Here is a 24581-nt window from a genome sequence, read left to right as displayed (position 1 = left end):
CCATCACTTTCACCTCTTATAAAATTTCTTTTTCGACTGCAGTAAATGTCTCATCAAGGATTTCAATCATTCTTTCGACTTCTGCTTTAGTAATGATTAAAGGCGGTGCGAATACGAGTGTATCTTGATCAAACGTAACTGAACGGCAAATCAAACCATTCTTCGCAGCTTCGGCAACAAGTCTTGGAGCAAGCTGTGTCTCAAAGCCTTCACCTGTTTGTTTGTCCTTTATGATGGAGATGCCTCCAATTAGTCCAAGTGCCCTCACATCACCAACAATCGGATGTTTGCTTTGGAGCTTCTTAAATCCGGCAAGCAACTCTTCACCACGCTGTTTCGAGTTTTCTATAAGGTTTTCACGTTCAATTATTTCAATATTTTTCAAAGCAACCGCACATGCCATCGGATGGCCACTGTATGTGTAGCCGTGTAAAAGCGTACCTTTTGATAGGGCAATGAAATCCTGATGCATCTTATCATTCAGGACGACCCCGCCTAACTGTGCATATCCACTCGTCACACCTTTTGCAAAGCACATCATATCAGGCACAACACCAAAGTGTTCAATCCCAAAATAAGTCCCTGTTCTTCCGAAACCTGTAATGACTTCATCCGTCACCATCAAAATGCCGTATTCATCACAAATTTCCCTTACTTCCTTAAAATAGCCTTCAGGAGGAAGGTTCACGCCACCGGCCCCTTGAATCGGTTCAGCGATAAATGCCGCAATCGTTTCCGGTCCTTCCTGTTCTATGACCTTACGCAACTCCTCGATGGAGGAACCGTCCACATGATAAAAATCAGGTGCGATTGAATTCGTGAAATCCCGGAACGGCTTCAGGCCAGTCGCACTTGTAGCTCCCATTGCCACTCCATGATAGGATTTCGAGCGGGAAATGATTTTTTGACGATTAGGCTGCCCTTTCAAAAGCCAGTAATGACGAGCAAGTTTGATCGCTGTATCATTCGACTCCGATCCACCTGAAGTGAAGAAAACTGCATTCAAATCCCCAGGCGCGATGGATGCGATTTTGGCCGCCAAACGGATTGCCGGCTCATTGCTGAAAGTGGCGAAACTTGATGTGAAAGCTAATTTGGCCATTTGTTCCTTCGCGACTTCAGCCATCTCTTCTTGTCCATGTCCAATATTCACATTCCAAAGTGAAGCCATGCCATCAATGACAGTCCTGCCCGTGACATCCGTAAGATATATTCCCTTTCCTTCCTTAAAGATGAAACTTGGACCATCTGCCTGCTGTTGTTCGATTGCAGTAGTCGGATGAATAAAATGCTTTTTATCCAAATCGATTAATTCCTGAATACTCGTAGTCTCTTTAATCATGTAAAAAACACCCTTCTCATGTAATGGATTTTTTCAAGCTAGTTTATTTTTATATTTATAGATGTAGCAAGAAGCATGCCAAATTATATGAGCCTTATATTAAAGGTATTCAAGTTAAAATGATTCATATATAAATCAATAGAAGCACGTGTTGATTCACATATAAATCATTTGATTCACATTCGAATCAATCAACTCCCATTCATTAGATTAACTACTGAATGACAAGCATTTTTTCGAATCCCCCTCTTTATTTCTATTTGATGTTACAAAACCTGACACATAATGTTGAATTTTCGGAAGATTTGTATTATTATCATGTTAATATTTTTTCATTAATTTTGAGCCGCTATGTTAATCTAAATGAAAGAAGTTGATATATATGCAGGTAGGATTTGAACTGTACCAAAAACAAACCTTGAAGTTGTCATTAACCCCTGAATTACAGCAATCGATCAATATCCTTCAATATTCCACCCATGAACTGATAGATTTCCTGAACCGGCAGGCTTACGAAAATCCCGTTCTCGAAATTAGCTTTAAAGAACCCCTCGCATCACTAAGTATTCATACTAAAATAAATTCTCAGATACGTGGTTCTTCCTCTAAAAGTAAAGGTTTCAACGGAGACAATGATTACAACCCTATCAACAATCATTCAGTCAGCACAGAAACACTTGAAAGGCATTTACTGGAACAATTGAGTTTACTAAGTTCATTGAATGCATTTGAAAAGAAGATTCTCCAATTTTTGATTGGAAACTTAAATGATTATGGATTTCTAGAATTGGATGTCCATTGGACTGCTTCGCATTTTTCCGTACCCGTGGAAGAAATCGAAAATATGATTCAAATATTGCAATCCCTTGACCCAATTGGAGTCGGTGCTAAAGATCTGACCGATTGTTTACTCATTCAGCTGCGTGAGCATGAGAATCACAATGAATTGGCGTATAAGATCGTTAAAAAGCACTTAGAAGATTTAGCAGAAAAACGCTACAGGAAAATTGCCGCCCTTCACCAAGTGACCGTTCAGGAAGTACAAGAGGCCTCGGATTTCATCCGTACGTTAAACCCGCGTCCTGTCAGTCACTTTTCCGATGATATGACTCATTACATCGTTCCGGACGTTTACGTGGAAAAAGATAAAGAAGGTTTTCTGATAACGGTCAACGATAGCTGTAAACCTAAACTTTCCATCAATCCTTACTACAAGAACCACGTCGCCATCCATTCTGTAAATCCAGCTAAAGATTATATAAAAGGGCACATAAATGATGCCCAATTACTGTTAAAAGGGCTCGAACAAAGGCAAATGACGCTTTACAAAGTGACCGCGTCAATCGTAGAGGAGCAGCATGAGTTTTTCATGAAGGGAATTACGGGATTAAAACCTATGACACTGAAGGACATTTCGGAAAAACTTCAGCTTCATGAATCAACGATCAGCAGGGCGACGAGCAATAAATATATCCAGACGCCGCATGGCCTCTTTAAACTAAGGAACTTCTTTACTAGAGGGTTACACCGCGTGAACAGCCCAGCAACCGAATCATCGACCACCATCAAAGAAAAAATAAAGGTCCTGATTGCCGATGAAGATAAAATAAAGCCTTTTTCAGATCAGAAGCTTTGTCAAATATTCGAAAATGAAGGGACGAAGATCTCCCGCCGCACTATTGCAAAATACCGTGAAGACCTCGGTATACCGGGATCTTCAAAACGGCGCAGATTTTAAAATCAAACCGAATTTTTAAAAAGACTCTTACAATGGAGTATCTATTGTAAGAGCCTTCTATATTTTCCACCCCTGAACCAGGGGCTTAATAAACAGTTTTGGAGTCATAATATATCGGTTTATTTATTCCCCCATTTATCCTCGAAAATAAGTTCATCCATCAGCCTTCTTTTTTCCCAATTGGCAAGTTCAAGAATGGGTTTATCCGGATATTGATCCGTATAGCCAATCGACAGGAGTGCAACAGGTTCTATATGCGGCGGAATCTCCAAAATATCACGAATATCATTTTTCTTGTAAAAGCTTACCCATCCCATTGCCAATCCTTCCGCATAGGCAGCCAGCCACATATTTTGAATGGCGCAGGCAGTGGATAGGATATCGGTTTCCGGAATGGAGTTCCTCCCTAAAACATGGGAGCCTCCCCGTGTCGGGTCGCATGTAACACAAATGGTATATGGTGCTTCTTTTAACCCTTCCACTTTCAAACTAAGAAACTTATTTTCTTTACCTCCTTCATAATGAATAGCGAGGGCCCTTCTTTCTTTATCCGCTGCCCATGCCAAACTGTCCTTGGTTTCCTGAGACGAAATCACGATGAAACTCCAAGGCTGCATGAATCCTACAGACGGCGCATGATGTGCAGCATCCAAAATTCTGCGGAGTATATCCTTTGAAATGGGCTTTGGTAAAAAACTCCTGATATCCCTGCGGTTATAAATGGCTTTATATACGGCAGCTTGTTCTTCATTAGTAAACATAGTTTCCCCCCTGTTTCCGGCTCCCCGGAAATTCATCTAAACATACAATATATTTTATAGGTAAACCCTTACAATTAAAATATCCTCTGGCTCAGCTCATTCCGTCCACAACAAGATCCGCTCTTTCTTGAGGCCTTTGCACACCCACATAGAGATCTTCATGAACCATCCAATTATCCTCCCACATTTGACGCGCATCTTCACCATCCCGCTCAAGGCCACGTTTCAAACGCTGATCACGGGGACATTCCACCCAAATCGTGAAATCATGGTACCCTGCCAATTCTTTACGGATAGAATACGTTCCTTCTATAATGACAAGGCCCCCAGCAGGAACTTCATGCCATTCGGCCATAGTGTCCGTTTCCCAATCATACCTTTGATATCTTGCTTCTTTCCCCTTTGTAAGCGGTTTTAGGATTTGGTTACAAACCCGTTCCCAATCATAATCCGCCCCGATAGGCTTTTGGGATGGAGACAGTTGAACCCTTTCCGATGACGGCAAATAAAAATCATCCATATGAACGGCCACGCTACCTGGACATTCTGCTTGGATACGGGCAGCGAGTGTACTTTTTCCAGATCCGCCCCGGCCATCTATGGCCAATATATAGAGTGAGCGTTTTTTGGAAATTTCGTGAATTTCAGCTATAAGACTGCTGATCGTATACTGTCCATTGAGTGTTGGAAAGTTTATAAGCATTCCCCCCTATACTACTTATTTCTATTAATCCTCCCTTAAACTCCTTCCTTGAGGGGATAATTTAAAAAAATAAGCTGAAGGTGCTGGCATTGAATAAAATCCAATTTGCCCCCAGCTTCATGTCTGTTAAAGAAACAGAGAAGGAAAGGCCCCTTTCCCTCCACTTCATGGAGAAACTGTCTACGATCAAACGGCTAGGACTTTCCATGTAACGGACTTGAAAACTTCTTGTTATAGACATATATATATCGGAGAAAGGCCTTCGAAGGTTCGAATGCCGACTTGATGCAATGTTATATAATGACCATCGATTTGAATACGCCATTCGGATCTGCGATCGAAACCTGATCGGGTCAGCAAATAAAATGGCTTATCGGCATTATGCTGCCAATTCGGACTTGCCGAAGAAAATGATTTGGCTTTTCCTCGCAGATCCTGAACTTCAACTTAGCTTTCCATGGATACTAATGGCCGCTTCCCAATAGGTTTTCCTGTTCTGCGAGCATTACGGCTATCTTATCCTGGATTGCCGTAATGCCTTTTTCTTCTACAAAATTATTAAGGATGATTGAAAATATGATTTTTTCCCCTCTTTTGGTCGTCACATAACCTGATAAGGAGCTCGTACCTGAAATTGTCCCTGTTTTCGCGCGGACATTCCCGGCTGCAAGTGTCCCTTTCATCCTCTTTCTAAGCGTACCGCCCACCATCCGATTTTCGTTGCCTGCAATCGGTAAAGCATTCAAGTAAGCAGGAAACCACGTTTTTTCCTGAATGGCATACAGCAGCTTCGTTATTTCATTCGCTGGAATCATATTGACTTGGGAAATTCCAGACCCATCACGCATCATGATCGTTTGCATATCAAGACCCATGCTCTTCAGCTGATTTCGAGCAACCTTCAAACCATCCTTCCAGCTTCCCTCCCCCTCTGCCTCTTTGCCCATTTCCTTCACCAACACCTCGGCATGGCTGTTATTGCTCAATTTCATGAAAGGAATAAGCAGCTGTGAAAGCGGCATGGACTGATGAGTGGCAATCATGTCCGCTCCTACTGGCGTTTTCTTTTTTTTCCTTTTTCCCAACACTTTAATTCCATGTTTCTTCATTGATTTTTCAAATAGGCTCAAGGCATATTCTGTGGGATCTTCCACCGAGATCCACTCTTTGGTCACCCCGGCATCTTCCGGAATGGTCCCGGTGACCGTAATGACTTGTGTGCCATGAGACCGTTCGATTTCAATTTTATTATTAGCATCTGCCAATACAGTTTTCGTTTTGTTGATGACCTTCACGTGATCGGTTTCAGGCTCCAGCTTTACCGTTGCCCTCTTTCCAACCTTTTCCCCAGGGGCTATCTCCACGATGACGGTACCGGTATCGTAATCTTCATTCGGGGAAGCAGTTAAAGCCGAAACGGCTGCACCGTAATATTCCTGTTCATCGCTCCAAACCAAGTCTTGGGAATAACGAACATCATCATACCAAGAATCGTCCCCTATAAGATCCCCATGAACGAACTTAACGTGCCTTTGCTTCAGTGAAGCTGCCAGCTCATCAAAATCCTTTTCCAATAATGTGGGATCCCCTTTTCCCTTCAGGTATACATTGCCCTGCAGAACTTGGCCAACCTGCACTCCTTTTATGTATAGTTCCGTTTGAAAAGCATGATCTTCCCCTAAAGTTTCCAACGCAGCTGCTGCTGTCAAAAGCTTAAGATTCGAAGCAGGCCGCAATCTCGTTTGCGATCCCCGTTCATAAATCATTTCCCCCGTTTCAGCTGAACGGATGGAAATTCCCGTCAACGCCCCAGCCAATCCTGGCGATTGCTCCAATATTCGTTGAATTTCCTGCCCTAGGTTTCCATCATCATTCGCAGCCTGCATCGATTCTCCATTAAAAAAACAAATCAAAAACAGGAAGAATATAAAACTCAACTTCCTTTTATACGTCAAACCTATCACTCCCACTCTAGAAACTCACCACTTCTATCTTGTCCATTATTCGGTCATATAAAAAGAAAAGATCCACTAGAAAACTCCTTATTTATACATACTCGGGAAACTGCAGGATTATTCGCCCGCCACTCCATGGTATGCGGCTGCATAATTTCTATACATATACCTTTAATAGGGAACTTTTTTGCAAGATAATCCGTATAAGTATAAAGACATAGTAAGGAGTGAATATATGTATTCCAAGATACAGCCACCAACGAAGAAAATATCCAAAGAATCAGTGAAGGTGTGGCGGATGACTGAAGCCATTACCAATCTCATTATCCTCGCCGTCCTTGGCATCCTATTATTTGTTGATGATTATTTCACTTGGAAAGAATGGATTGGATGGATTTTAAACGGACTTATCGTATTATCTTTTTTCCATGCTATCTGGTCCATCTTCATTGAACCGATACTTTTGCAAAAGTATTGGCGTTACGACGTGAACGAAGAATTCATTCAAACAAAACGGGGAGCCTGGAGTGAAACGCATGAACTCATTCCGATGACGAAGGTTCAATCCGTCAAATTGAACCAAGGACCGTTTTTGCGAAAATACAACCTTTATTCCCTAAGCATCGGAACAATGGGCGACTCTCATGACATACCAGCCATCCCCGAGAAAGAGGCGTATGAATTACGAGATAAAATTGCCCATTTCGCAAAAATTAAGGAAGTGGATTAATGATGGAAGAACACGCAAAACGATTACACCCTATCAAAATCCCTTTCGAATTTTGGAAATTGCTGAAAGGAAATGTATTTTTCATAATCATGCTTTATGTCCTGAATTTCGGTTCTGAAAAGATGTATATGAAGGTACTCCAAATCGGCTTTCTAGTTTATTTGGTTTGGAAAGTCATTTCTGTCATCCTTAAATGGTATACATACAAATACCAAATCAAAGAAGGTACCTTATACATTACTTCAGGGCTTGTCTCGAAATCGTATCGAACTGTCCCGCTTCATAAGGTTCAGAATGTCCAGCAACGCACGACGTTATTTCATAAGATTTTCAGATTGACCTCTTTAACATTCGAAACGGGGATGACTGGTGATCAGGGTAGCGTACCTTTCGAGATGATTTCCCGAAAAGAGGCCGAACGGCTTGAGGGGGAATATGCTTCAAAACAGGAAATTCCGGTTAATGATATTCCCGAAGAACGAATTGCTGAGGATATGGAACCAGCCATTGAAAAAACGATCCATTTCACTCCAAGCAAACATGATGTGCTGAAAGCTTCCTTTACATCACTCAGTTTCCTGGCTCTTATCCCGATATTGGCTACGTTATATAATACACTCGATGATTTTATCGATTTGGAGAACGCCGAAGGGTTTCTTGCCAAGTTATTGGATACATGGTGGATCATTACCATCGTTATTGCAGGCCTCATATGTGTCGCCGTTGCCTTCGGAATCGTTTCCACATTCGTTAGATATGGAAAATATGAAATTTCATCCGATCACGAGCGCATATATATCAAGAAAGGTGTACTGGACGAATCTGCTTTTTCCATTCGGAAAGAAAAGGTACAAGCAGTCGAAATCACCCAAACAATCATTAAAAGAGTGCTGGGGTTGGCAGAAGTGAAACTGATCAGTGCAGGAAGCACCGGTGATGAAGAGCTGGAAACGAACACCCTCTATCCTTTTTTATCAATTGAACGGGCATATGGGATGGTAGAAGAGATTTTACCCGCTTACAAAGTGGAACGATCAATGAGGTCACTATCGAAACAGGCCTTCAAAATCCGAATGCTGCGGCCCAGCTTTTTCTGGATTCTCACAACATTGGCGATTTATTATTTCAAACCCTCCCTATGGTATATCTCGCTGATTCTACTCGTCCTCATTTATATATTGAGAATAATGGATTACAAAAATAGCCGTTACTTGTTAAATGATGAGTTCATTCAGTTCAAATCCGGAAGTTTGGAAACATCACTATTCATTACCAAAAGAAGCAAGGTCATTCAAATTGAGGTGGAACGTTCGAAGCTGCAAAAGCTTTTCGGGCTTGCCACAATTGAAACGATCAACCGCTCCAAGCCTGTACACCATACAAAGCTCCAAGATGTATCCGTTGAATATGCAGACGAATTTTACACATGGTATATGGACAGGACAAAAAATATCCAATTCGAATAGTATTCAATGAATGAAAGAGTTGACCATGGCAGTCAGCTCTTTTTTTATCCACTATATTCCACCCCCTTCCCACCTTTGCACTTCACGACAAAATTAATATTGGAATTTTCTAACTTGTCCCTTCAAAAAAAGCGAAAGAAGACCGAAATATCAAATAGAAGTCAAAATTAATTAGAAGTATATAAGGAGAATTTTAAAGATGAAAAGACTGACAGACTGGTATTTTAATTCGCTAAAAAAACAAATATTGATTCCCTTTTTAGCTTTGATCATGATAAGCGGAATGGCCATTTCCTACATGAGCTATAAAAATAGTATCGAGTTGACGACCCAGGAAATTACCGGATCGACGGAAGAACAAGTCAAGTCAATGAACGATTCTTTCGAGACCTTCTTTCAAAAAACGGAAAACCAATTGGATAGATTCAGTAAATATCCTATTATGATTTCTTATGATAAGAACCTCGAATCCATAATGGATGAATTTTCTTATACGCAAACCAGTAACTCTGAAATAAATGGTATATATCTCGGCACAGAGAAGGATGGAAAAGCACTTATATTCCCAGAAACTGAATTGCCGGCTGACTACGACCCACGACAGAGGGATTGGTATCAATCCGCATTAAAACAAAAAAACAAGACCATTTGGACGGAACCTTATACTGATCAGGCTACGAATGAACTTGTCATTACGGCAGCAAAAGCCATATATGATGATCGTGATGAATTAATAGGCGTGCTAGGTGTCGACATCTCCATCGATACAGTGATCACGATGGTCAATCAAACGAAATTCGGCGAAACGGGCTATACGGTTTTGCTGGATCAGAAAGGGTCATTCGTTACACATCCAGACAAGGAAAAAATTCAACAGGATATATCAAAGGAAAATATTTTCAAAAAAATGAAAGGTGAATCCGGATCAATGATCGAGGAATTTGAAGGGCAAAGCCGAATCGTCGGATACGCCACAAATCCTACCACCGGATGGAGAATAGCAGGGGTAATGGAGGAAAATGAAGTGAAAGTCCGGGCAAGCCCGATGATAATCGATAATGTCATCACACTATTGATTGTCTTTACCGTCACTGCACTATCTGCCATCTTCATCACCCGTTCTTTAACGAATCCCATTAAAAAGCTGCAGGAATCCATACGGAAAATGGCTGACGGCGATTTCACCTCCTGGAATTCCATTTCCAGAAAAGATGAGATTGGCCAACTTGCAGAAGACACCAGCTTAATGACCAGGAATATGAGTCATATGTTAGGGGTTGTCAACAACCTTTCCGATAAAGTATCGGATTCCTCCATGACGCTAGTGGCCAGTGCCGATGAAAATTCGGCGGCAGCTAACGAAGTGGCCATGACGATGGAACAAATAGCAGCCGGTGCCATAGACCAAATCGAAGTCGGGCACAATAACGAAATGGCCGTAAAGCTATTGGCTGACAAAATCAATGATCTTGAGGCGCAAACGGGAAAAATGGCCACGGAATCCGAAAATATGTTCAAGGCTTCCGAAAACGGAATCACTCAAGTACAAGGCCTGAAACAACAATTCAATGAAACGTCCCAGATATCCAATAAGATGAGCACGGCAGTCTAATCATTGGATGCACGATCCAATGATATCAGTGCGATCGTAAAAACCATAAGCGGGATTGCAGGACAAACGAATTTACTCGCCCTGAATGCTGCCATCGAAGCAGCGAGGGCTGGTGAACACGGAAAAGGGTTTGCAGTTGTTGCCGATGAAGTGAAGAAATTGGCCGAACAAACGGAAAAATCACTGAAAGAAATCTCCGAAATCATTCAAGCCATGCAAACAGATACAACCAATACCGTTCTTTTGATTGATCAAGTCAATCAAAAAATCCATCTTCAGGATACTTCTGTAACGGATACGGAAAATGCTTTCAGTCACATTGCATCCATCATCACGACCACATTCAGCAATTTTGACGAAATAAAAGAAATGATGAACGATATGGTAAACGAGGTCACACGGATGGCGGGCAATGCAGAAAAATTAAATTCAATCAGTCAGGAAACTGCGGCAGGAACTGAAGAAGTATCAGCTTCCGCAGAACAAACGAATGCTTCCATGGAACAATTAAATGCCCTGGCTAGTGAATTGGATGCCCTATCCCAGGAAATGCACAAAGAAATAAAGAAATTCACATTCTAATCAAAAAAAGGACGGCCCCCTAAGGGATCCGTCCTTTTTAAAATGACGACTTATAGAGTTCTTCTGCCATTCGTCAGCGTTTCATCGGTTTCGGTTATTCCCGAGTAAGAAGAACTGGATTTTCTAGCATCCGAATCGACTAACACAAGCAATTTGCCGCTCTTTACATCCGCTTCATAACGATTCGCTTCGTCTTCAGGTATGCCCATTCCGATTAATGTACCGGCCAATCCTCCTGTTCCAGCGCCTACAGCCGCTCCGGCTAATGTTGCAGCAAGCGGTCCTGCAGCCAGTACCGGCCCGATTCCCGGAATCGCCAACGCACCCACACCTGCCAATAATCCGGCAGCACCGCCCAAAATACCGCCAGTCGCCGCACCAGCTGCGAGCCCCTCTTCAACTTTTGTACCCGTTTCTTCATTCACTGCATTTAATTCTTCTTTATCTTTAGCTACCACTGAAATATCTTCACGATTATACCCTTGGGCCTGTAATGACTCAACAGCCTTTATGGCTTCTTCTCCAGTTTCATATACACCAATTATACGTTTATCCATATCTATCATCCTCCTTAAAGAATGTAAATTGTCGCTCCCCCTTTACATACCCCAGGGGATGAAAGTGCTAAACGTTATTTAACAGGAAAATATTTTCGAGTTAACCCTTATTCAGAAAGGGTATATATAATAGTAGTATGCATATTTTTAGGAGGTTTTCTTTTTGCTCATCGAGTTACTTAAAGATTTAGTATCTATCGACAGTTCATCGAAAGAAGGAGCCAACCAAGCGGTAGATTACTGTGCGGACTGGCTTAAAGATCAAGGACTTACCGTGAATGTGATTGTAAATAACGGTTATAAAATGCTTGTTAGCGAGATTGGCAGCGGAGATAAAACCCTAATTTGGAATGGCCATGTCGATGTTGTCAGCGGTACGCCGGATCAATTCTTCCCTGAGGTTCATGAAGGAAATTTATATGGACGCGGAACAGCCGATATGAAAGCTGGAGTTGCAGGGATGATGTGTGCATTTACCGAACTGAAAGATAAGGACTTAGGTTTAAAAATCCAGCTACAGATCGTATCGGATGAAGAGATTGGCGGGTTGAACTGTTCCGGATATTTAGCGAAACATGGTTATCGGGGGGACTTTGTAATCTGTGCTGAACCGACGCAACTGGGAATCGGACTCCAGGCAAAGGGTGCCCTTCGTCTCGATATTGAAGTATCCGGCAAATCTGCACACGGAAGCCGTCCATGGGAAGGCGTGAATGCAATTGAAAAGGCCTATGATCTCTATCAAAAAATAAAGGAACTTCCTTTCACCCGGGATCATACTCCCCTTTACTCTTCCCCTTCACTTAACCTAGCAAAAATAAAAGGCGGGGATGTCTATAATAAGGTACCGGATGCTTGTTTGCTAAGTCTTGATATTCGCTATCTTCCTACGCAAACAATGGAAGAAATCATTGCTCAGATCGAAAGTGTGACAGGAAATAATGTTCACCTTAATATGTACAGTAAACCTGTAAAAACCGAAGAATCAGACCCATTCATCACTTTGCTCCGACCGATTATCGAAAGAAACACCAAGCAAGATGCTGTCATTTTTGGACAACATGGCTCTGCAGATACCGTCTTTTTTGCGGCATATGATATCCCAGCGATTGAATTCGGACCAAAAGGCGAGAACTGGCATGGAGATAGGGAATGCGTCAATCTTGAATCAGTAGCAGTCTACCAAAAAATGCTGGTCGATTTCGCTTCTGAATTTATTTTACATTAATCCAAATCATGAAAAAAGCCGGCATCATATAGACAAAAGGAAGTCTATCTACATTTTAAAAACAAAGTTGATTGAAACGAAAGGTGCGAGACTCCTGCGGGAAAAGCGCGTCCAAGGGAGACCCCACAGGCGCAAAGGCGCCGAGGAGGCTCCCGGACCGCCCGCGGAAAGCGAGTGCCTGGAGTGGAAATCAATGTTCGAATTTTAACAAGCTCTCAAAAAAACTTAGACAAACTCGATTTTCATCGATTTTGTCTAAGTTTGAGCCGGCATCACATAGATGTCGGCTTTTTTCATGTTCCGAATATCCTCTCCCACTAAAATAAACAGCATTCAATCGTCTATTATTACGTTGTTTTTTTACAAAATATACAGGACTTTAAAACCAGGGATTTCACATCCATATATTACCTCATTAAACAGGATACGCCATTACATCAACACTATTTAACAAAAATACGCTTATACTGACATAATAAATAATATATTCACATTTAACAGATAAGTACTTTTGACCTAGTTTATATTACATTTATTTATCAAGGGAAACCTTTTTGTAACACAATTACTATTCCACCGAAACATTATTGTCATAAAGACCTGTTATTCTAAGTCTACGATTTAAAACAAAGGAGACTATTCATTTTGAAAAAAATACTACTTCCACTATTCACTGCTTTCTTTTTGGTATTTAGTTTTTCCGGAGTTTCATCGGCTGCTACTACTACATACAAAGTTAAAAGCGGCGACACACTATGGGGTATCGCCAATAAACATAATATAACAGTCAATCAACTCAAAAGTTGGAACAACCTGAAAAAAGATAACATCCATCCAAAACAAGTTTTAAAGGTCAAGAAAACATCGACCTCTGCTAAAGCTAAAGCAAAAACAACATCATCATCCAAGAAATATAAAACGATCACGGTGAAGGCAACAGCTTACACTGCGAACTGCAAAGGCTGCAGCGGGATTACAGCATCTGGTCTTAACTTAAAGAAAAACCCTAACGTAAAAGCCATCTCGGTCGACCCTAAGGTCATTCCACTAGGAACAAAAGTTCATGTAGAAGGATACGGGGATGCCATTGCGGCAGATAAAGGCGGCGCAATCAAAGGAAATAAAATTGACGTCTTCTACTCTTCTCACTCAAAAGCTATCAATTGGGGCAGAAAAACCGTTAAAGTAAAAATCTATAAATAATGATAAGCACCAGCCTGAAAGTTTTCAGGCTGGTCTTTTGTTTTTCCCATTCTTACAAACATCTAAACAACCAGTTGACCTTCAAACGGAAATATTTACTGAAATTTCAGTCAATGTTATGATTAGTACATCTTAATCAAAAGAGAGGTGTGCGCTTTGAATATTGTCATTATAGGGGCCGGGGCACTCGGCTCCTACTTTGGGGGCAGGTTGCAGCAGGCCGGACAGGATGTTCAATACCTTGTCCGAAAAAACCGCGCCGAACAATTGAAGGAAAACGGGATCAGCATAACCAGCCCACATGGAAACTACCAATTCAACGACCTTCATATCACAGAGAATGTAAATGATATCGAAAAGGTCGACCTCGTGATTCTCGCCGTAAAAGGCCAGCATCTGCAAGGCACTCTTACAGATTTAAAGGTCCTTGTTGAAAAGGGCGCAAAGGTCCTCCCGCTTTTGAATGGATTGGAGCATATATCCATTTTACAGGAGGCGCTGGGCGATGAAGCCGTTTTGGGAGGAAGTGCCTTCATCATCGCCACCCTTGATGAAAAAGGTCATGTCATTCACTCCAATGAAAATCACGATTTAATCTATGGCACGCTTCATCCGTCACAAAAAAAGATTTGTGATGAATTCGAACAGGCGGCGGGATCAGCTATCATGAAGGTAAGCAGAACGGAAAACATATTGATCAGGATGTGGATCAAATACATGTTCATCACCGCATTTTCCGGTGTGACAACAGCATCGAACCTCCCTATCGGCACGATACGGAGATACCCGGAAACCAATGGATTGCTAGAAAAGGTCCTTGTTGAAATGAAGGAGCTTGCAAATGCTTATGACGTCGGAATTACTGTGGAGAATATTGCTCAAGCGTTGGAAAACATGGCAGGCTTACCTGATGAATCCACCTCTTCGATGCATCAGGACCGCCGGAAGGGCCTAACCCTCGAAGTGGAACATTTACAGGGCGGTGCACTGCGCCTAGCCGACAAGGTCGGTTTGAAACTTCCTGTGATTGGAACCCTATATGCACTAATAAAACCATTTGAAAATTGATTTTCGCCAATACCGGTGCTCCACCGGTATTTTTTTACGGCTTAGTAATCTCTCTATATCCTAATCTTCACTTTTAATTCCTCTTCAGTTATTCAAAATCCCCAAGACCAAAAAGAACAAAAAGAAAACAATATCACCAAAAGAATAATCTGATTCTTTCTTCTGTTACACTATTATCAAGTTAAGAAAGCGCTATCATATAACAAAGGAGAATGCCCCTTGAAAATATTAAAAAATTTAACAGTTCAGGTCATCATCGGTATCATTCTGGGTATAGCAGTCGGTTTCTTCTTCCCTGCTTTCGGTGAACAACTGAAGATATTGGCTGATTTATTTATTAAAATGATTAAAATGGTCATCGCACCAATCATCTTCTTAACCGTCGTAATCGGAATTGGCGGTATGGGTGATATGAAAAAGGTTGGCCGCATCGGCGGTAAGGCCCTGCTTTATTTTGAAATCGTCACCACTTTCGCACTTGCCATCGGAATCATCGTGGTCAATCTGCTGGGACCTGGTAAAGGCTTTAACATCGATTCAGTCGAGGGCGGAGATGTATCACAATATACGACAGCCGCTTCCGAAACGGAACATGGCGCCGTTGCTTTCATTTCTAATATCATTCCTGATAATGCCGTTGCCGCACTGGCTGGCGGAGACTTACTCCCTATTCTATTCTTTGCCGTATTATTCGGATTATCAATGGCGGCAATGGGACCGAGAGTGCAGCCAGTCGTTTCTTTCTTTCAGCATATTGCCGACATTTTCTTCGGCATCGTCGGTATGATCATGAAAGTTTCTCCATTGGCCGCATTTGGAGCAATGGCTTATACAATCGGTAAGTTTGGCCTTGGTTCTTTAACCTCGTTAGGACAATTAATGGGCAGTGTTTATATCACAATGGCACTTTTCATCGTTCTTATCCTTGGCTCGATTGCAAAAATGTATGGCTTTAATATTTTCAAGTTCATTGCCTATATAAAAGAAGAGATCCTCTTAGTTTTAGGAACTTCTTCATCGGAATCCGCCCTGCCAAGCGTGATGAAAAAACTCGAAAAATACGGTTGCTCAAAATCGGTAGTCGGTTTGGTTGTCCCAACCGGTTATTCTTTCAACCTTGATGGCACATCCATCTACTTATCCATGGCAGCGATTTTCATCGCCCAAGCCTATGGTGTCGATTTAAGCATCTGGCAGGAGTTGACCCTTCTAGGAATCTTGATGTTAACATCCAAAGGTGCTGCCGGTGTAACGGGATCCGGGTTCATCACACTTGCTGCAACATTAGCTGCCTTCCCAATGATTCCAGTTGAAGGAATGGCATTACTGCTTGGGGTCGACCGCTTCATGTCAGAAGCACGCGCCATCACCAATCTAATCGGTAACAGTGTCGCTACAGTGGTCATTTCTAAATCAGAAGGTGAATTCAATCCAAACCAAGCCATCTCAGGTGATATGAGTGAAGTGGCTGTCTCATCGGAAAAATAATTGAACCTTGAATGAAGAGGTGTGCAACTTGCACCTCTTTTTTGTGTATTTCTCCCTTTCTAGCAATGAAAGCCATTTTTCTATAAATAGCCAATCAAATAAATTTCAGAATCACTGAAAAGTGTTTATACTTTTATGTAACAGGTAAAAGTATAAAGTTTAAAGTTTTAGTAGTTTGATGGATTTAACCAAATTAGGAGGTTTTATCATGAAGGATTACGGATTATTTATTAACGGTGAGTGGTCGGATTTTGGATTGGATAAAATTGAAGTGAGAAACCCGGCAACGGATGAAGTCGTTGCCACCGTACCTAAAGGCGGTGCAACTGAAGCGGCGAAGGCTGCAGATGCCGCATATGAAGCCTTTACGGGCTGGGCTGCACTCTCAGTCTACGAACGCGCTGAACTAATTTGGAAGTGGCATCGATTGATTGATGATCATAAAGAAGAACTGGCAAAAATCATGACTGAAGAGCAAGGAAAGCCCCTTAAAGAAGCTCTTGGTGAAATGACATATGCCAATGGCTTTTTATCTTGGTTTGCCGAAGAAGGAAAAAGGGTATACGGCGAAACGATTCCTGCTTCCGTGTCCAATAAGCGGCTTTTTGTGACTAAACAGCCTGTCGGAGTTGTAGCTGTCATTACGCCTTGGAACTTTCCTGCAGCCATGATTACAAGAAAAGTGGCACCAGCGCTTGCCGTCGGCTGCACAGTCGTCATTAAACCGGCAAACCTTACTCCCATAACAGCTTTAAAAATGGCTGAATTAGCTGAAGAAGCCGGCATTCCAAAAGGAGTCATCAACGTCGTGACAGGAAAATCCTCAGAAATCGGCGAAACTTGGCTTCAAGATACGAGGGTTCGTAAATTGACGTTTACCGGTTCTACAGAAGTCGGCAAAACCCTGATGAGGGGCTCAGCAGACACGGTAAAGAAAATCTCGCTTGAACTCGGAGGTCACGCACCAGCAATCGTTCTTGAGGATGCCGACCTTAATAAAGCGGTTGATGGCATCATCAGTTCAAAATTCCGTAACGCAGGACAAACATGCGTCTGTTCAAATCGCATTTATGTCCACGAAGCCATTCAAGAGGCCTTCATCGAAAAGCTCGTTGCCAAGGTCAAGGAACTAAAGGTAGGAAATGGACTGGAAGATGGCGTCGATATCGGTCCGCTTATCGATCAAAATGCAGTGGATAAGGTTCAAAAACAAATTGATGAAGCAATCAGCAGCGGCGCTAAGCTCGAAGCTGGCGGCAAATCAATAAGCGGCCTTTTTCTTGAACCGACCGTATTGTCCAACATTGATGACAGCATGCTCTGCATGAAGGAAGAAACATTTGGTCCACTAGCTCCCATTGCCTCCTTTAAGACTGATGAAGAGGCAATCAAGAGGGCAAATGACTCCATCTTCGGTTTGGCAGCTTACGTCTTCACTGAAAACATCACAAAGGGCATCAAATTCACCGAGGCACTTGAATTCGGTATTGTTGGCTTGAACGATGGACTTCCTTCCGTTCCGCAAGCTCCATTTGGCGGATTCAAGCAAAGCGGACTCGGCCGTGAAGGCGGACACCAGGGCATCGAAGAATTCTTGGAAGTAAAATATATTTCCTTAGGCTTGTGACCAGAAAACGGGCCCGACTCAATTGAGTCGGGCCCGTTTTTTCATTCCAATATATCTTCTTCAAGCTTTTCCTCTTTTCGGATCCTGATGAATTTAACGATATTCAATACTATCGTTTTAACAACCGAGTAGGTCGGAACGGCCAAAATCATGCCGATGATACCGGCAATGTTTCCGGCCACGAGCAATAGGATGATGATGGTCAGCGGATGTGTGTTCAATTTTTTCCCGATGACTAGCGGTGAAATGAAATTACCATCCAATTGCTGAATGACCGTTACCACCAGAATGACCAATAATGCCTCTGTCGGTGAATGAATCAATGCCACAATGACAGCAGGAGCGGCTCCGATAAACGGGCCTACATATGGAATGATATTGGTTACAGCACCAATCAGCGCGAATAAGAACGCGTAAGGCAAACCAATGATCAAATACCCGATGAACGTTCCGATCCCGACAAACATGCAAACAAGAATCTGCCCTTGTATGTATGTAGTAAGCGTCCCGCCAGTTTCCTGAAGTACTGTTAAAGCTGGTTTTCTATAGCGAACCGGTACGAATTTCATAATGGCGGCCGGAAGCTTATCTCCATCCTTCAACATATAAAACAGGATGAAAGGAACCGTTACGACCACTAAAGTAATATTCGTCACCACGCTGAAAACGGAAGTTAAACTGTTCGTTATATTACTAGGTAAGTTGGTCAAATATTTTTGCAGCGAATCCCCTACTTCTTGCAGAGGTACATAATCTTGTTCCACCGTCCATAAAAACCATTTTGACTCCGCAGAATCTTCAATGAACTTCCTTGTTTGATTGAAATAATCCGGAAGGTTATTGATTAAGTCCGTAACCTGTTTGGAAAGTGACGGGCCAACCAGACCGACCAGTAAACTAATCAACCCAAGGAAAAATACGTAAAGCAATAAAATCGCCAATCCCCTTGGCATTCTCCTTTTAACGAGGAAATCAACGGTAGGGTTGAACAAAAAGTAGAGAAAACCCGAAATCAAGATTGGAAAGAACAATGTAGATGTAAAAATGACTATTGGTTCAAAAAGAAAAGAAATCTTTGTACCAACATAAAAAAGTAAAGACAATAGTAATAACTCTAACGTCCAAAAATGCAGTTTTTGCTTGAACAAATTATCTCCTCCACTATAAGCAATTCTATATAACTCCCTATTTCTAAGGAAACAACATCATGAATGTGAAAAATTCTATGTATGATAATCTTTCATTGTTAGCAGTTTACCATATTTCTATAACTTGAATGAATAATTATATACAAAAATAAAAGAAAAAAGCCTAAAGATACAGTTCCCTATCCATTTGATGGTTAAGCATCATTTTACATTTTAAATCTGTTATAAAAAAGAAACGATAGGAAACATCATACCTATTACTTAGGAGAAATAATCTATTTACCTTTCAATATTCCATTGATGTGACGAAAGATTCATGGGGTTTCACCCTATATGGAAACGGACCCAAATAAAAAAACCCCGCTGTATTGGCGGGGTTTTTGAGTCTTATTTTTGATCTTGAAGAACCGCTTCAAGCATCGTACCGTTTTTAGCTAGGTTCGTATGCCATGAAAATGCTTTTTCAAGTATGTGCGGAGTTTGATGCCCGCCCGTTTGCGCAACAGCTTCAGTGAAGTATGCACGAAGCTGTGGACGGTAGTCAGGATGAGCACAGTTTTCTATGATTAACTCTACGCGCTCTTTTGGTGCCAAGCCACGTAAATCAGCGATCCCTTGCTCTGTCACTAATACATCCACATCATGTTCAGTATGATCCACATGAGAAACGAAAGGAACGATACTGGAAATTTTGCCGCCTTTTGCATATGATTTCGTTACGAAAATGCCTAGGCGTGAATTACGGGCAAAATCTCCTGATCCGCCAATTCCATTCATCATTCTTGTCCCAGAAACATGTGTCGAGTTTACATTACCATAGATATCACACTCTAACGCTGTATTGATTGAAATCAAGCCCAAACGACGGATGATTTCAGGATGGTTAGATATTTCTTGTGGACGAAGAACCAGTTTATCACGGTATTTTTCAAGCTCACCGTAAACTTGTTTCCCTTTTTCTTCAGCTAATGTAATCGAACACCCTGAAGCGAATTTAACCTTTCCAGCATCGATTAAATCAAATACCGCATCTTGCAGCACTTCTGAATAAACTTCCAAATCTTTAAATTCAGAATCAAGGAAGCCAGCGAATACTGCATTTGCCACTGAACCTACACCCGACTGAAGCGGAGCAAGGCTTTCAGTTAAACGGCCAGCCTTGATTTCTCCACGAAGGAAGTTAATGAGGTGGTTGGCGATTGTTGCAGTTTCTTCATCCGGCGGCACGATTGTAGAAGGTGCATCAAGATCTGTAGAAACGACGATTCCCATTACTTTTTCAGGATCAACCGCAATGCCGATCGATCCAAGGCGATCACTTGCTTTAGTCATAGGAATCGGTTCGCGTTCCCCTTGTTTAGCCGGTGTATATATATCATGCATCCCTTCCAATCCTTCTGGATGGGATACGTTCAATTCAATGATCACATGTTTAGCTTCTTGAACGAATATGGCTGAGTTGCCTACAGAAGTTGTCGGGATGATCAATCCATCTTCCGTAATCGCCAATGCTTCGATGATTGCAAAATCTATCGGTCCGACAATGCCTTGACGAACTTGTTCAGCTGTATGAGATAAATGCTGATCCACATAAGTTACTTCATCGGCATTGATTTTATTGCGAATGCCTTTATCCGCTTGGAACGGCAAACGTTTATTTATGATACCTGCTTCCGCCATATGTTGGTCGACTTCCGGTCCTAATGAGGCACCAGTATAAACGTCAACTTTGAATTTTTCAGTTTTAGCTCTTTCAACTAGAGCCATCGGAATAACTTTAGCATCACCAGCACGGGTAAATCCACTCATTCCGAGTTTCATCCCATCTTTAATCCATGAAGCTGCTTCTTCCGCTGTAACTACTTTCCCCTTAAATTGTTCGTTGCGAATTTTTTTGAAAACGCTTTCGTTCATACAAAAGACCCCCATTTTTCGCTTTTCTTACACTTAATTTTACCAATCCTGTGTAATCGTCACATTCATTTTCGAATGAAAAGCCTTAAATTGGGCATAAACCAGCATTTCTTTCACACAAAGGAGAATCCTAAAACCCCAAAGCCCTCCTAAATTGACTTGCATATGTTTGACTGACCTGGATTTTGGAGTTGTCTTTCATTATCAATAAAAATGTAGAATGGAAATCAGGAAGGATCTCTTGTATATAGTTGATATTGACGATGTACGAACGGTGCACACGAATGAATAAATCACTAGGTAAAATGAATTCCAATTCACTTAAATTCATTTTATGAAATCCACTCACACGTTCGGACTGAATTTTAGTTTTCCTATTTTGAGCTTCCAGATACATAATTTCAACATATGGAAGCGGTATCCAGCGGTCATCTGTTTTAATGGTCAGGAATGATGTCGGTAAAATTAATGGCTTTGACGGCAAGATGGCCGTTACCGCCCCTAAAGGATTGCCCTCGTCCATGATAGGAACACTCAGCCCATAGTAAGGTACGCCAAATACATTACTTTCAACTTGCACCCCTATTTTTTTACGGACGCTCAGCGCTTTATATGTCGCCGTATTTTCACTGATTAAATCACCTGGTTTTATTCTTAAGTCCACTTGTTTGCTCGGTTGATAATAAATGTATTTTTCGGAATCAGCCACAGAAATTGAAGCATCCTTCGGAACAAACTCCCTGATGATATTTAAAACGGATTCGACCGTAAATTGATCCATTTCCTTTCACCTCTTAAAAGAACATATTAATAATTTCCCTATTATTAAGCAGGGGCATTCATGAAGTAATTCATAGTTTTTTGGTAAATTTACATTTTTTTGAATTTTCTTTTCGGAAAATTAAAGAAAAATTGAAGTAACTAAGCGAAAAGCGTCGAAAAAAGCAAAAAAATCGTATTTAAATTTATATCCTTATTCATTATAGTTGGAATGCTCCGCGATTTCCATGGGGGATTCAAGAAAAAAGGTTTCCTTAATATACTAATATTTAAATGTCACAATCCAGCTGGACATCAAACAAAAAAAGCCGCTCTCCCCTAGGATAACGGCTGAAAGGTTATTTTTTTGAACGGGGATTTTGAAACGTGGATTTTAATCGGAGTGATAAAATCTCTTCTAAATTTTTCAGTGGCAATTCCAATAAAAAGGGTCTGTCATCAGGTTGATATACATCCTCTGAAATGAGCGTATTAACGATCTTCTGTTTTTTTGCATTAACAATTCGGACCAGTCTCCCCATTTTCAGCTCCCTTTCTTTTATCTTCTGTATCCGGCGGAATTGATCACAGCATCAGATGTCATTCTTTAACGCATCATGACCTTCTTTACCGGTACGGATATTCACAACATTCGCCAATTCATATATGAAGATTTTACCGTCACCCGGTTTACCGGTACTCAAGAATTTCCTTGCTACATCCACAACATCCTGAACTGGCACTTCACACACGACAATTTCGATTTTCATTCGATCATGCAATGACATTTCACGATTTCTGCCTCTATATGTTTCCACATAACTTTTCTGAAGACCCGTTCCTTTTACTTCCGATACTGTCATTCCGCTTACCCCTATTTTTGCAAGTTCCGCTTTGAATTGTTCAAATTGTATAGGACGTGTAATGATTTCTATTTTCGTTAAAATCTCGGACATATGAGCACCCCCCTTTTAAATGGATTCGTGATAAGCTTTTTCTCCATGAAGTGTAAGATCAAGCCCCATTGACTCATCTTCTTCACTGACACGCAACGGTACGAAAAGGTTAATGGCTTTAGCAACGATATAAGTGACCACGGCAACGAAGATATAGGTCGCAATGATCGCTACAAGCTGCTTCCATAACAAGTTGAAATCTCCATAGAATAAACCATTTGCACCGCTTTCGTTTACGGAAGTTGTCGCGAACAAACCTGTAGCGATGCCACCCCATGTCCCGCCGATTCCATGTAACCCGAAAGCATCAAGCGCATCGTCGTAACCCAGTTTATTCTTCAGGAAGAATACGCCCCAGAAACAAACGGCACCGCCGATGACACCGATGATGATTGATGAAGCGGGCGTTACGAATCCGCAAGCAGGTGTAATGGCCACCAAGCCAGAAATGGCTCCGGATACTGCACCCAGCAATGTTGCCTTTTTATTAGCCATATACTCGACGATCAGCCATCCAATGATACCAGCAGCTGCTGCAACAGCTGTATTAACGAATACATTCATCGCCACTTCATTGATTGTCAGTGCGCTTCCGACGTTGAAGCCATACCAACCGAACCAAATTAATGATCCTCCAAGAAATGTTAAAGGAAGATTATGCGGTGCACTGTCCCGCGACTCTTTCCTTTTACCTAACATGATTGCTAATACCAAACCTGCAACCCCTGAAGATATATGAACAACGTTGCCACCTGCAAAGTCAAGTGTACCCAGTTCCGCTAACCAGCCTCCACCCCATACCCAGTGTGCAACGGGAGCATATACGAATAGGGACCATAAGATCGTAAAAATCAGGAATGCTGAAAACTTCATCCGTTCGGCAATGCCACCCGCAATGATCGAGACCGTTAAAACGGCAAAAGTCATTTGGAATAACATGAACAAACTATGGGGAATTGTTTCGCTGTAAGGTCCAGGTGCAAAACCCACATCCTTTAAACCAACCCAGTCCAGACCGCCCAGAAGTGAATTACCAGGTGAAAATGATAATGAATACCCAATCAGCACCCAAAGAATAGAAATGACAGCCAGAGGCATATAACTATGCATTGCCGTATTCAAGACATTTTTACTTTTTACCATCCCTCCATAAAATAAGGCAATCCCTGGTGTCATTAGCCAAACCATCATCGTCGCCAAAAACATGAATACCGAATCTGCCATTTGCATACTGTTTTTTCCCCCTTATTTTTTATATATGTTATGTTTACTAACACTATTATGTTATATTTTTTATCATATACTTAATTTTCTAATAATTCAACTTATTTTTTGTATTTTCCATAAAAATGTTAGATTATATAACATCAATAAGAATAAAGGACCAGTAAATGTTTTTTTGTTTAATAGTCACTTTTCCACATCTTCACGACTCCATGGCTGTTACATTTCACCCTCCACTTATTCCCCCTCGAAAAAACCATTAAAAAAGGGCCCTCCTATTGAGGACCCTTCAATAAATATTCATTAACAGCAACGGGACACTTTCCCACCCTTTGCGTTATACCGTTCATCCTGTGCTTCGCAGAAAAATTCTTTCCTGGTTTTCACGGGATCTCCAGGATGATGCTTTCTCATATGTGCCACATACGTATCATAACTTGGCACGCCGACGAGCAAACTGACGAATTGCTTTCTGTAGCTGAGAATTGTCATTATTCTTTTCAACATCGCTTTCCCTCCC

General features: G+C 41.5%; 21 protein-coding genes. 10 read left to right on the top strand and 11 right to left on the bottom strand.

What is annotated here, in order from left to right; genetic code table 11:
* Positions 1-16: 16 nt before the first annotated feature.
* Positions 17-1342, bottom strand: a complete 1326-nt coding sequence (locus MHB45_RS00555; protein WP_072272364.1) for an aminotransferase family protein — start codon at positions 1340-1342, stop codon at positions 17-19.
* 382 nt (positions 1343-1724) lie between these two features.
* Here MHB45_RS00555 and rpoN point away from each other — a divergent pair, with 382 nt between their 5' ends.
* Positions 1725-3080 carry an RNA polymerase factor sigma-54 gene (rpoN, locus tag MHB45_RS00550; protein WP_048685054.1) on the top strand — a complete coding sequence of 452 codons (1356 nt, stop codon included), beginning with the start codon at positions 1725-1727 and terminating at the stop codon, positions 3078-3080.
* A 119-nt stretch (positions 3081-3199) separates the two neighbouring features.
* Here the strand turns inward: rpoN and bluB are convergent, their stop codons facing one another.
* The 3 genes from bluB to dacB form a co-directional block, all read right to left on the bottom strand.
* On the bottom strand, positions 3200-3841 hold the full coding sequence (gene bluB, locus MHB45_RS00545; protein ID WP_048685051.1) for a 5,6-dimethylbenzimidazole synthase: 642 nt from the start codon (positions 3839-3841) through the stop codon (positions 3200-3202).
* Positions 3842-3932: 91 nt separating this feature from the next.
* Positions 3933-4544 carry a uridine kinase family protein gene (locus tag MHB45_RS00540; RefSeq protein WP_048685048.1) on the bottom strand — a complete coding sequence of 204 codons (612 nt, stop codon included), beginning with the start codon at positions 4542-4544 and terminating at the stop codon, positions 3933-3935.
* Between the two features lie 464 nt (positions 4545-5008).
* A complete protein-coding gene (dacB, locus tag MHB45_RS00535; RefSeq protein ID WP_081088502.1) occupies positions 5009-6430 on the bottom strand; it encodes a D-alanyl-D-alanine carboxypeptidase/D-alanyl-D-alanine endopeptidase in 1422 nt (473 codons plus the stop codon).
* A gap of 304 nt (positions 6431-6734) precedes the next feature.
* Here dacB and MHB45_RS00530 point away from each other — a divergent pair, with 304 nt between their 5' ends.
* From MHB45_RS00530 to MHB45_RS00515, 4 genes are all read left to right on the top strand, one after another.
* Positions 6735-7229 (top strand): PH domain-containing protein, encoded by a 495-nt coding sequence (locus MHB45_RS00530; RefSeq protein WP_034305830.1) that lies wholly within the window; start codon positions 6735-6737, stop codon positions 7227-7229.
* On the top strand, positions 7229-8695 hold the full coding sequence (locus MHB45_RS00525; protein ID WP_048685042.1) for a PH domain-containing protein: 1467 nt from the start codon (positions 7229-7231) through the stop codon (positions 8693-8695). Before MHB45_RS00530 ends, MHB45_RS00525 begins: the two co-directional genes overlap by 1 nt.
* A gap of 199 nt (positions 8696-8894) precedes the next feature.
* Positions 8895-10307: a methyl-accepting chemotaxis protein gene (locus tag MHB45_RS00520; protein WP_072272362.1), complete on the top strand. Its 1413-nt coding sequence runs from the start codon at positions 8895-8897 to the stop codon at positions 10305-10307.
* Between the two features lie 3 nt (positions 10308-10310).
* Positions 10311-10889 carry a methyl-accepting chemotaxis protein gene (locus MHB45_RS00515; RefSeq protein WP_072272361.1) on the top strand — a complete coding sequence of 193 codons (579 nt, stop codon included), beginning with the start codon at positions 10311-10313 and terminating at the stop codon, positions 10887-10889.
* 50 nt (positions 10890-10939) lie between these two features.
* Here MHB45_RS00515 and MHB45_RS00510 read toward each other — a convergent pair whose 3' ends face one another.
* Complete coding sequence (locus MHB45_RS00510; RefSeq protein ID WP_048685038.1) at positions 10940-11446, bottom strand: general stress protein; 507 nt, start codon at positions 11444-11446, stop codon at positions 10940-10942.
* A gap of 163 nt (positions 11447-11609) precedes the next feature.
* Between MHB45_RS00510 and MHB45_RS00505 the strand changes: the two genes are divergently transcribed.
* From MHB45_RS00505 to MHB45_RS00485, 5 genes are all read left to right on the top strand, one after another.
* Entirely contained in the window at positions 11610-12674 is a 1065-nt protein-coding gene (locus tag MHB45_RS00505) for a M20 family metallopeptidase (protein ID WP_048685036.1), read from the top strand.
* A gap of 645 nt (positions 12675-13319) precedes the next feature.
* A complete protein-coding gene (locus MHB45_RS00500) occupies positions 13320-13877 on the top strand; it encodes a 3D domain-containing protein (RefSeq protein WP_048685034.1) in 558 nt (185 codons plus the stop codon).
* A gap of 147 nt (positions 13878-14024) precedes the next feature.
* Positions 14025-14945 (top strand): ketopantoate reductase family protein, encoded by a 921-nt coding sequence (locus MHB45_RS00495; protein WP_309247756.1) that lies wholly within the window; start codon positions 14025-14027, stop codon positions 14943-14945.
* A 219-nt stretch (positions 14946-15164) separates the two neighbouring features.
* Positions 15165-16433 (top strand): dicarboxylate/amino acid:cation symporter, encoded by a 1269-nt coding sequence (locus MHB45_RS00490; RefSeq protein WP_048685030.1) that lies wholly within the window; start codon positions 15165-15167, stop codon positions 16431-16433.
* Between the two features lie 208 nt (positions 16434-16641).
* Positions 16642-18060 (top strand): NAD-dependent succinate-semialdehyde dehydrogenase, encoded by a 1419-nt coding sequence (locus tag MHB45_RS00485; protein ID WP_048685027.1) that lies wholly within the window; start codon positions 16642-16644, stop codon positions 18058-18060.
* A 41-nt stretch (positions 18061-18101) separates the two neighbouring features.
* Here MHB45_RS00485 and MHB45_RS00480 read toward each other — a convergent pair whose 3' ends face one another.
* The 6 genes from MHB45_RS00480 to MHB45_RS00455 form a co-directional block, all read right to left on the bottom strand.
* Positions 18102-19208, bottom strand: a complete 1107-nt coding sequence (locus MHB45_RS00480) for an AI-2E family transporter (protein WP_034305852.1) — start codon at positions 19206-19208, stop codon at positions 18102-18104.
* Positions 19209-19595: 387 nt separating this feature from the next.
* Positions 19596-21122 (bottom strand): acetyl-CoA hydrolase/transferase family protein, encoded by a 1527-nt coding sequence (locus MHB45_RS00475; protein ID WP_048685023.1) that lies wholly within the window; start codon positions 21120-21122, stop codon positions 19596-19598.
* 130 nt (positions 21123-21252) lie between these two features.
* A complete protein-coding gene (locus tag MHB45_RS00470) occupies positions 21253-21903 on the bottom strand; it encodes a LytTR family DNA-binding domain-containing protein (RefSeq protein WP_048685020.1) in 651 nt (216 codons plus the stop codon).
* Between the two features lie 571 nt (positions 21904-22474).
* Positions 22475-22837 carry a P-II family nitrogen regulator gene (locus tag MHB45_RS00465; protein ID WP_048685015.1) on the bottom strand — a complete coding sequence of 121 codons (363 nt, stop codon included), beginning with the start codon at positions 22835-22837 and terminating at the stop codon, positions 22475-22477.
* A gap of 15 nt (positions 22838-22852) precedes the next feature.
* Positions 22853-24067: an ammonium transporter gene (locus MHB45_RS00460; protein ID WP_048685013.1), complete on the bottom strand. Its 1215-nt coding sequence runs from the start codon at positions 24065-24067 to the stop codon at positions 22853-22855.
* 297 nt (positions 24068-24364) lie between these two features.
* Entirely contained in the window at positions 24365-24568 is a 204-nt protein-coding gene (locus tag MHB45_RS00455; protein ID WP_048685010.1) for a YbdD/YjiX family protein, read from the bottom strand.
* Positions 24569-24581: the final 13 nt, after the last annotated feature.

The organism is Peribacillus sp. FSL K6-5616, from assembly GCF_038008245.1.
Classification (GTDB): Bacteria; Bacillota; Bacilli; order Bacillales; family DSM-1321; genus Peribacillus; species Peribacillus frigoritolerans.
The sequence above is the reverse complement of the archived record's forward strand: the minus strand, read 5'-3'. Positions and strand labels throughout refer to the sequence as shown.

Bases quoted from the DNA above. Each gene is read 5' to 3' on its own strand.
- MHB45_RS00555 (WP_072272364.1), bottom strand. From the start codon at position 1,342: ATGATTAAAGAGACTACGAGTATTCAGGAATTAATCGATTTGGATAAA.
- rpoN (WP_048685054.1), top strand. From the start codon at position 1,725: ATGCAGGTAGGATTTGAACTGTACCAAAAACAAACCTTGAAGTTGTCA.
- bluB (WP_048685051.1), bottom strand. From the start codon at position 3,841: ATGTTTACTAATGAAGAACAAGCTGCCGTATATAAAGCCATTTATAAC.
- MHB45_RS00540 (WP_048685048.1), bottom strand. From the start codon at position 4,544: ATGCTTATAAACTTTCCAACACTCAATGGACAGTATACGATCAGCAGT.
- dacB (WP_081088502.1), bottom strand. From the start codon at position 6,430: ATGCAGGCTGCGAATGATGATGGAAACCTAGGGCAGGAAATTCAACGA.
- MHB45_RS00530 (WP_034305830.1), top strand. From the start codon at position 6,735: ATGTATTCCAAGATACAGCCACCAACGAAGAAAATATCCAAAGAATCA.
- MHB45_RS00525 (WP_048685042.1), top strand. From the start codon at position 7,229: ATGATGGAAGAACACGCAAAACGATTACACCCTATCAAAATCCCTTTC.
- MHB45_RS00520 (WP_072272362.1), top strand. From the start codon at position 8,895: ATGAAAAGACTGACAGACTGGTATTTTAATTCGCTAAAAAAACAAATA.
- MHB45_RS00510 (WP_048685038.1), bottom strand. From the start codon at position 11,446: ATGGATAAACGTATAATTGGTGTATATGAAACTGGAGAAGAAGCCATA.
- MHB45_RS00485 (WP_048685027.1), top strand. From the start codon at position 16,642: ATGAAGGATTACGGATTATTTATTAACGGTGAGTGGTCGGATTTTGGA.
- MHB45_RS00475 (WP_048685023.1), bottom strand. From the start codon at position 21,122: ATGAACGAAAGCGTTTTCAAAAAAATTCGCAACGAACAATTTAAGGGG.
- MHB45_RS00470 (WP_048685020.1), bottom strand. From the start codon at position 21,903: ATGGATCAATTTACGGTCGAATCCGTTTTAAATATCATCAGGGAGTTT.
- MHB45_RS00465 (WP_048685015.1), bottom strand. From the start codon at position 22,837: ATGTCCGAGATTTTAACGAAAATAGAAATCATTACACGTCCTATACAA.
- MHB45_RS00460 (WP_048685013.1), bottom strand. From the start codon at position 24,067: ATGCAAATGGCAGATTCGGTATTCATGTTTTTGGCGACGATGATGGTT.
- MHB45_RS00455 (WP_048685010.1), bottom strand. From the start codon at position 24,568: ATGTTGAAAAGAATAATGACAATTCTCAGCTACAGAAAGCAATTCGTC.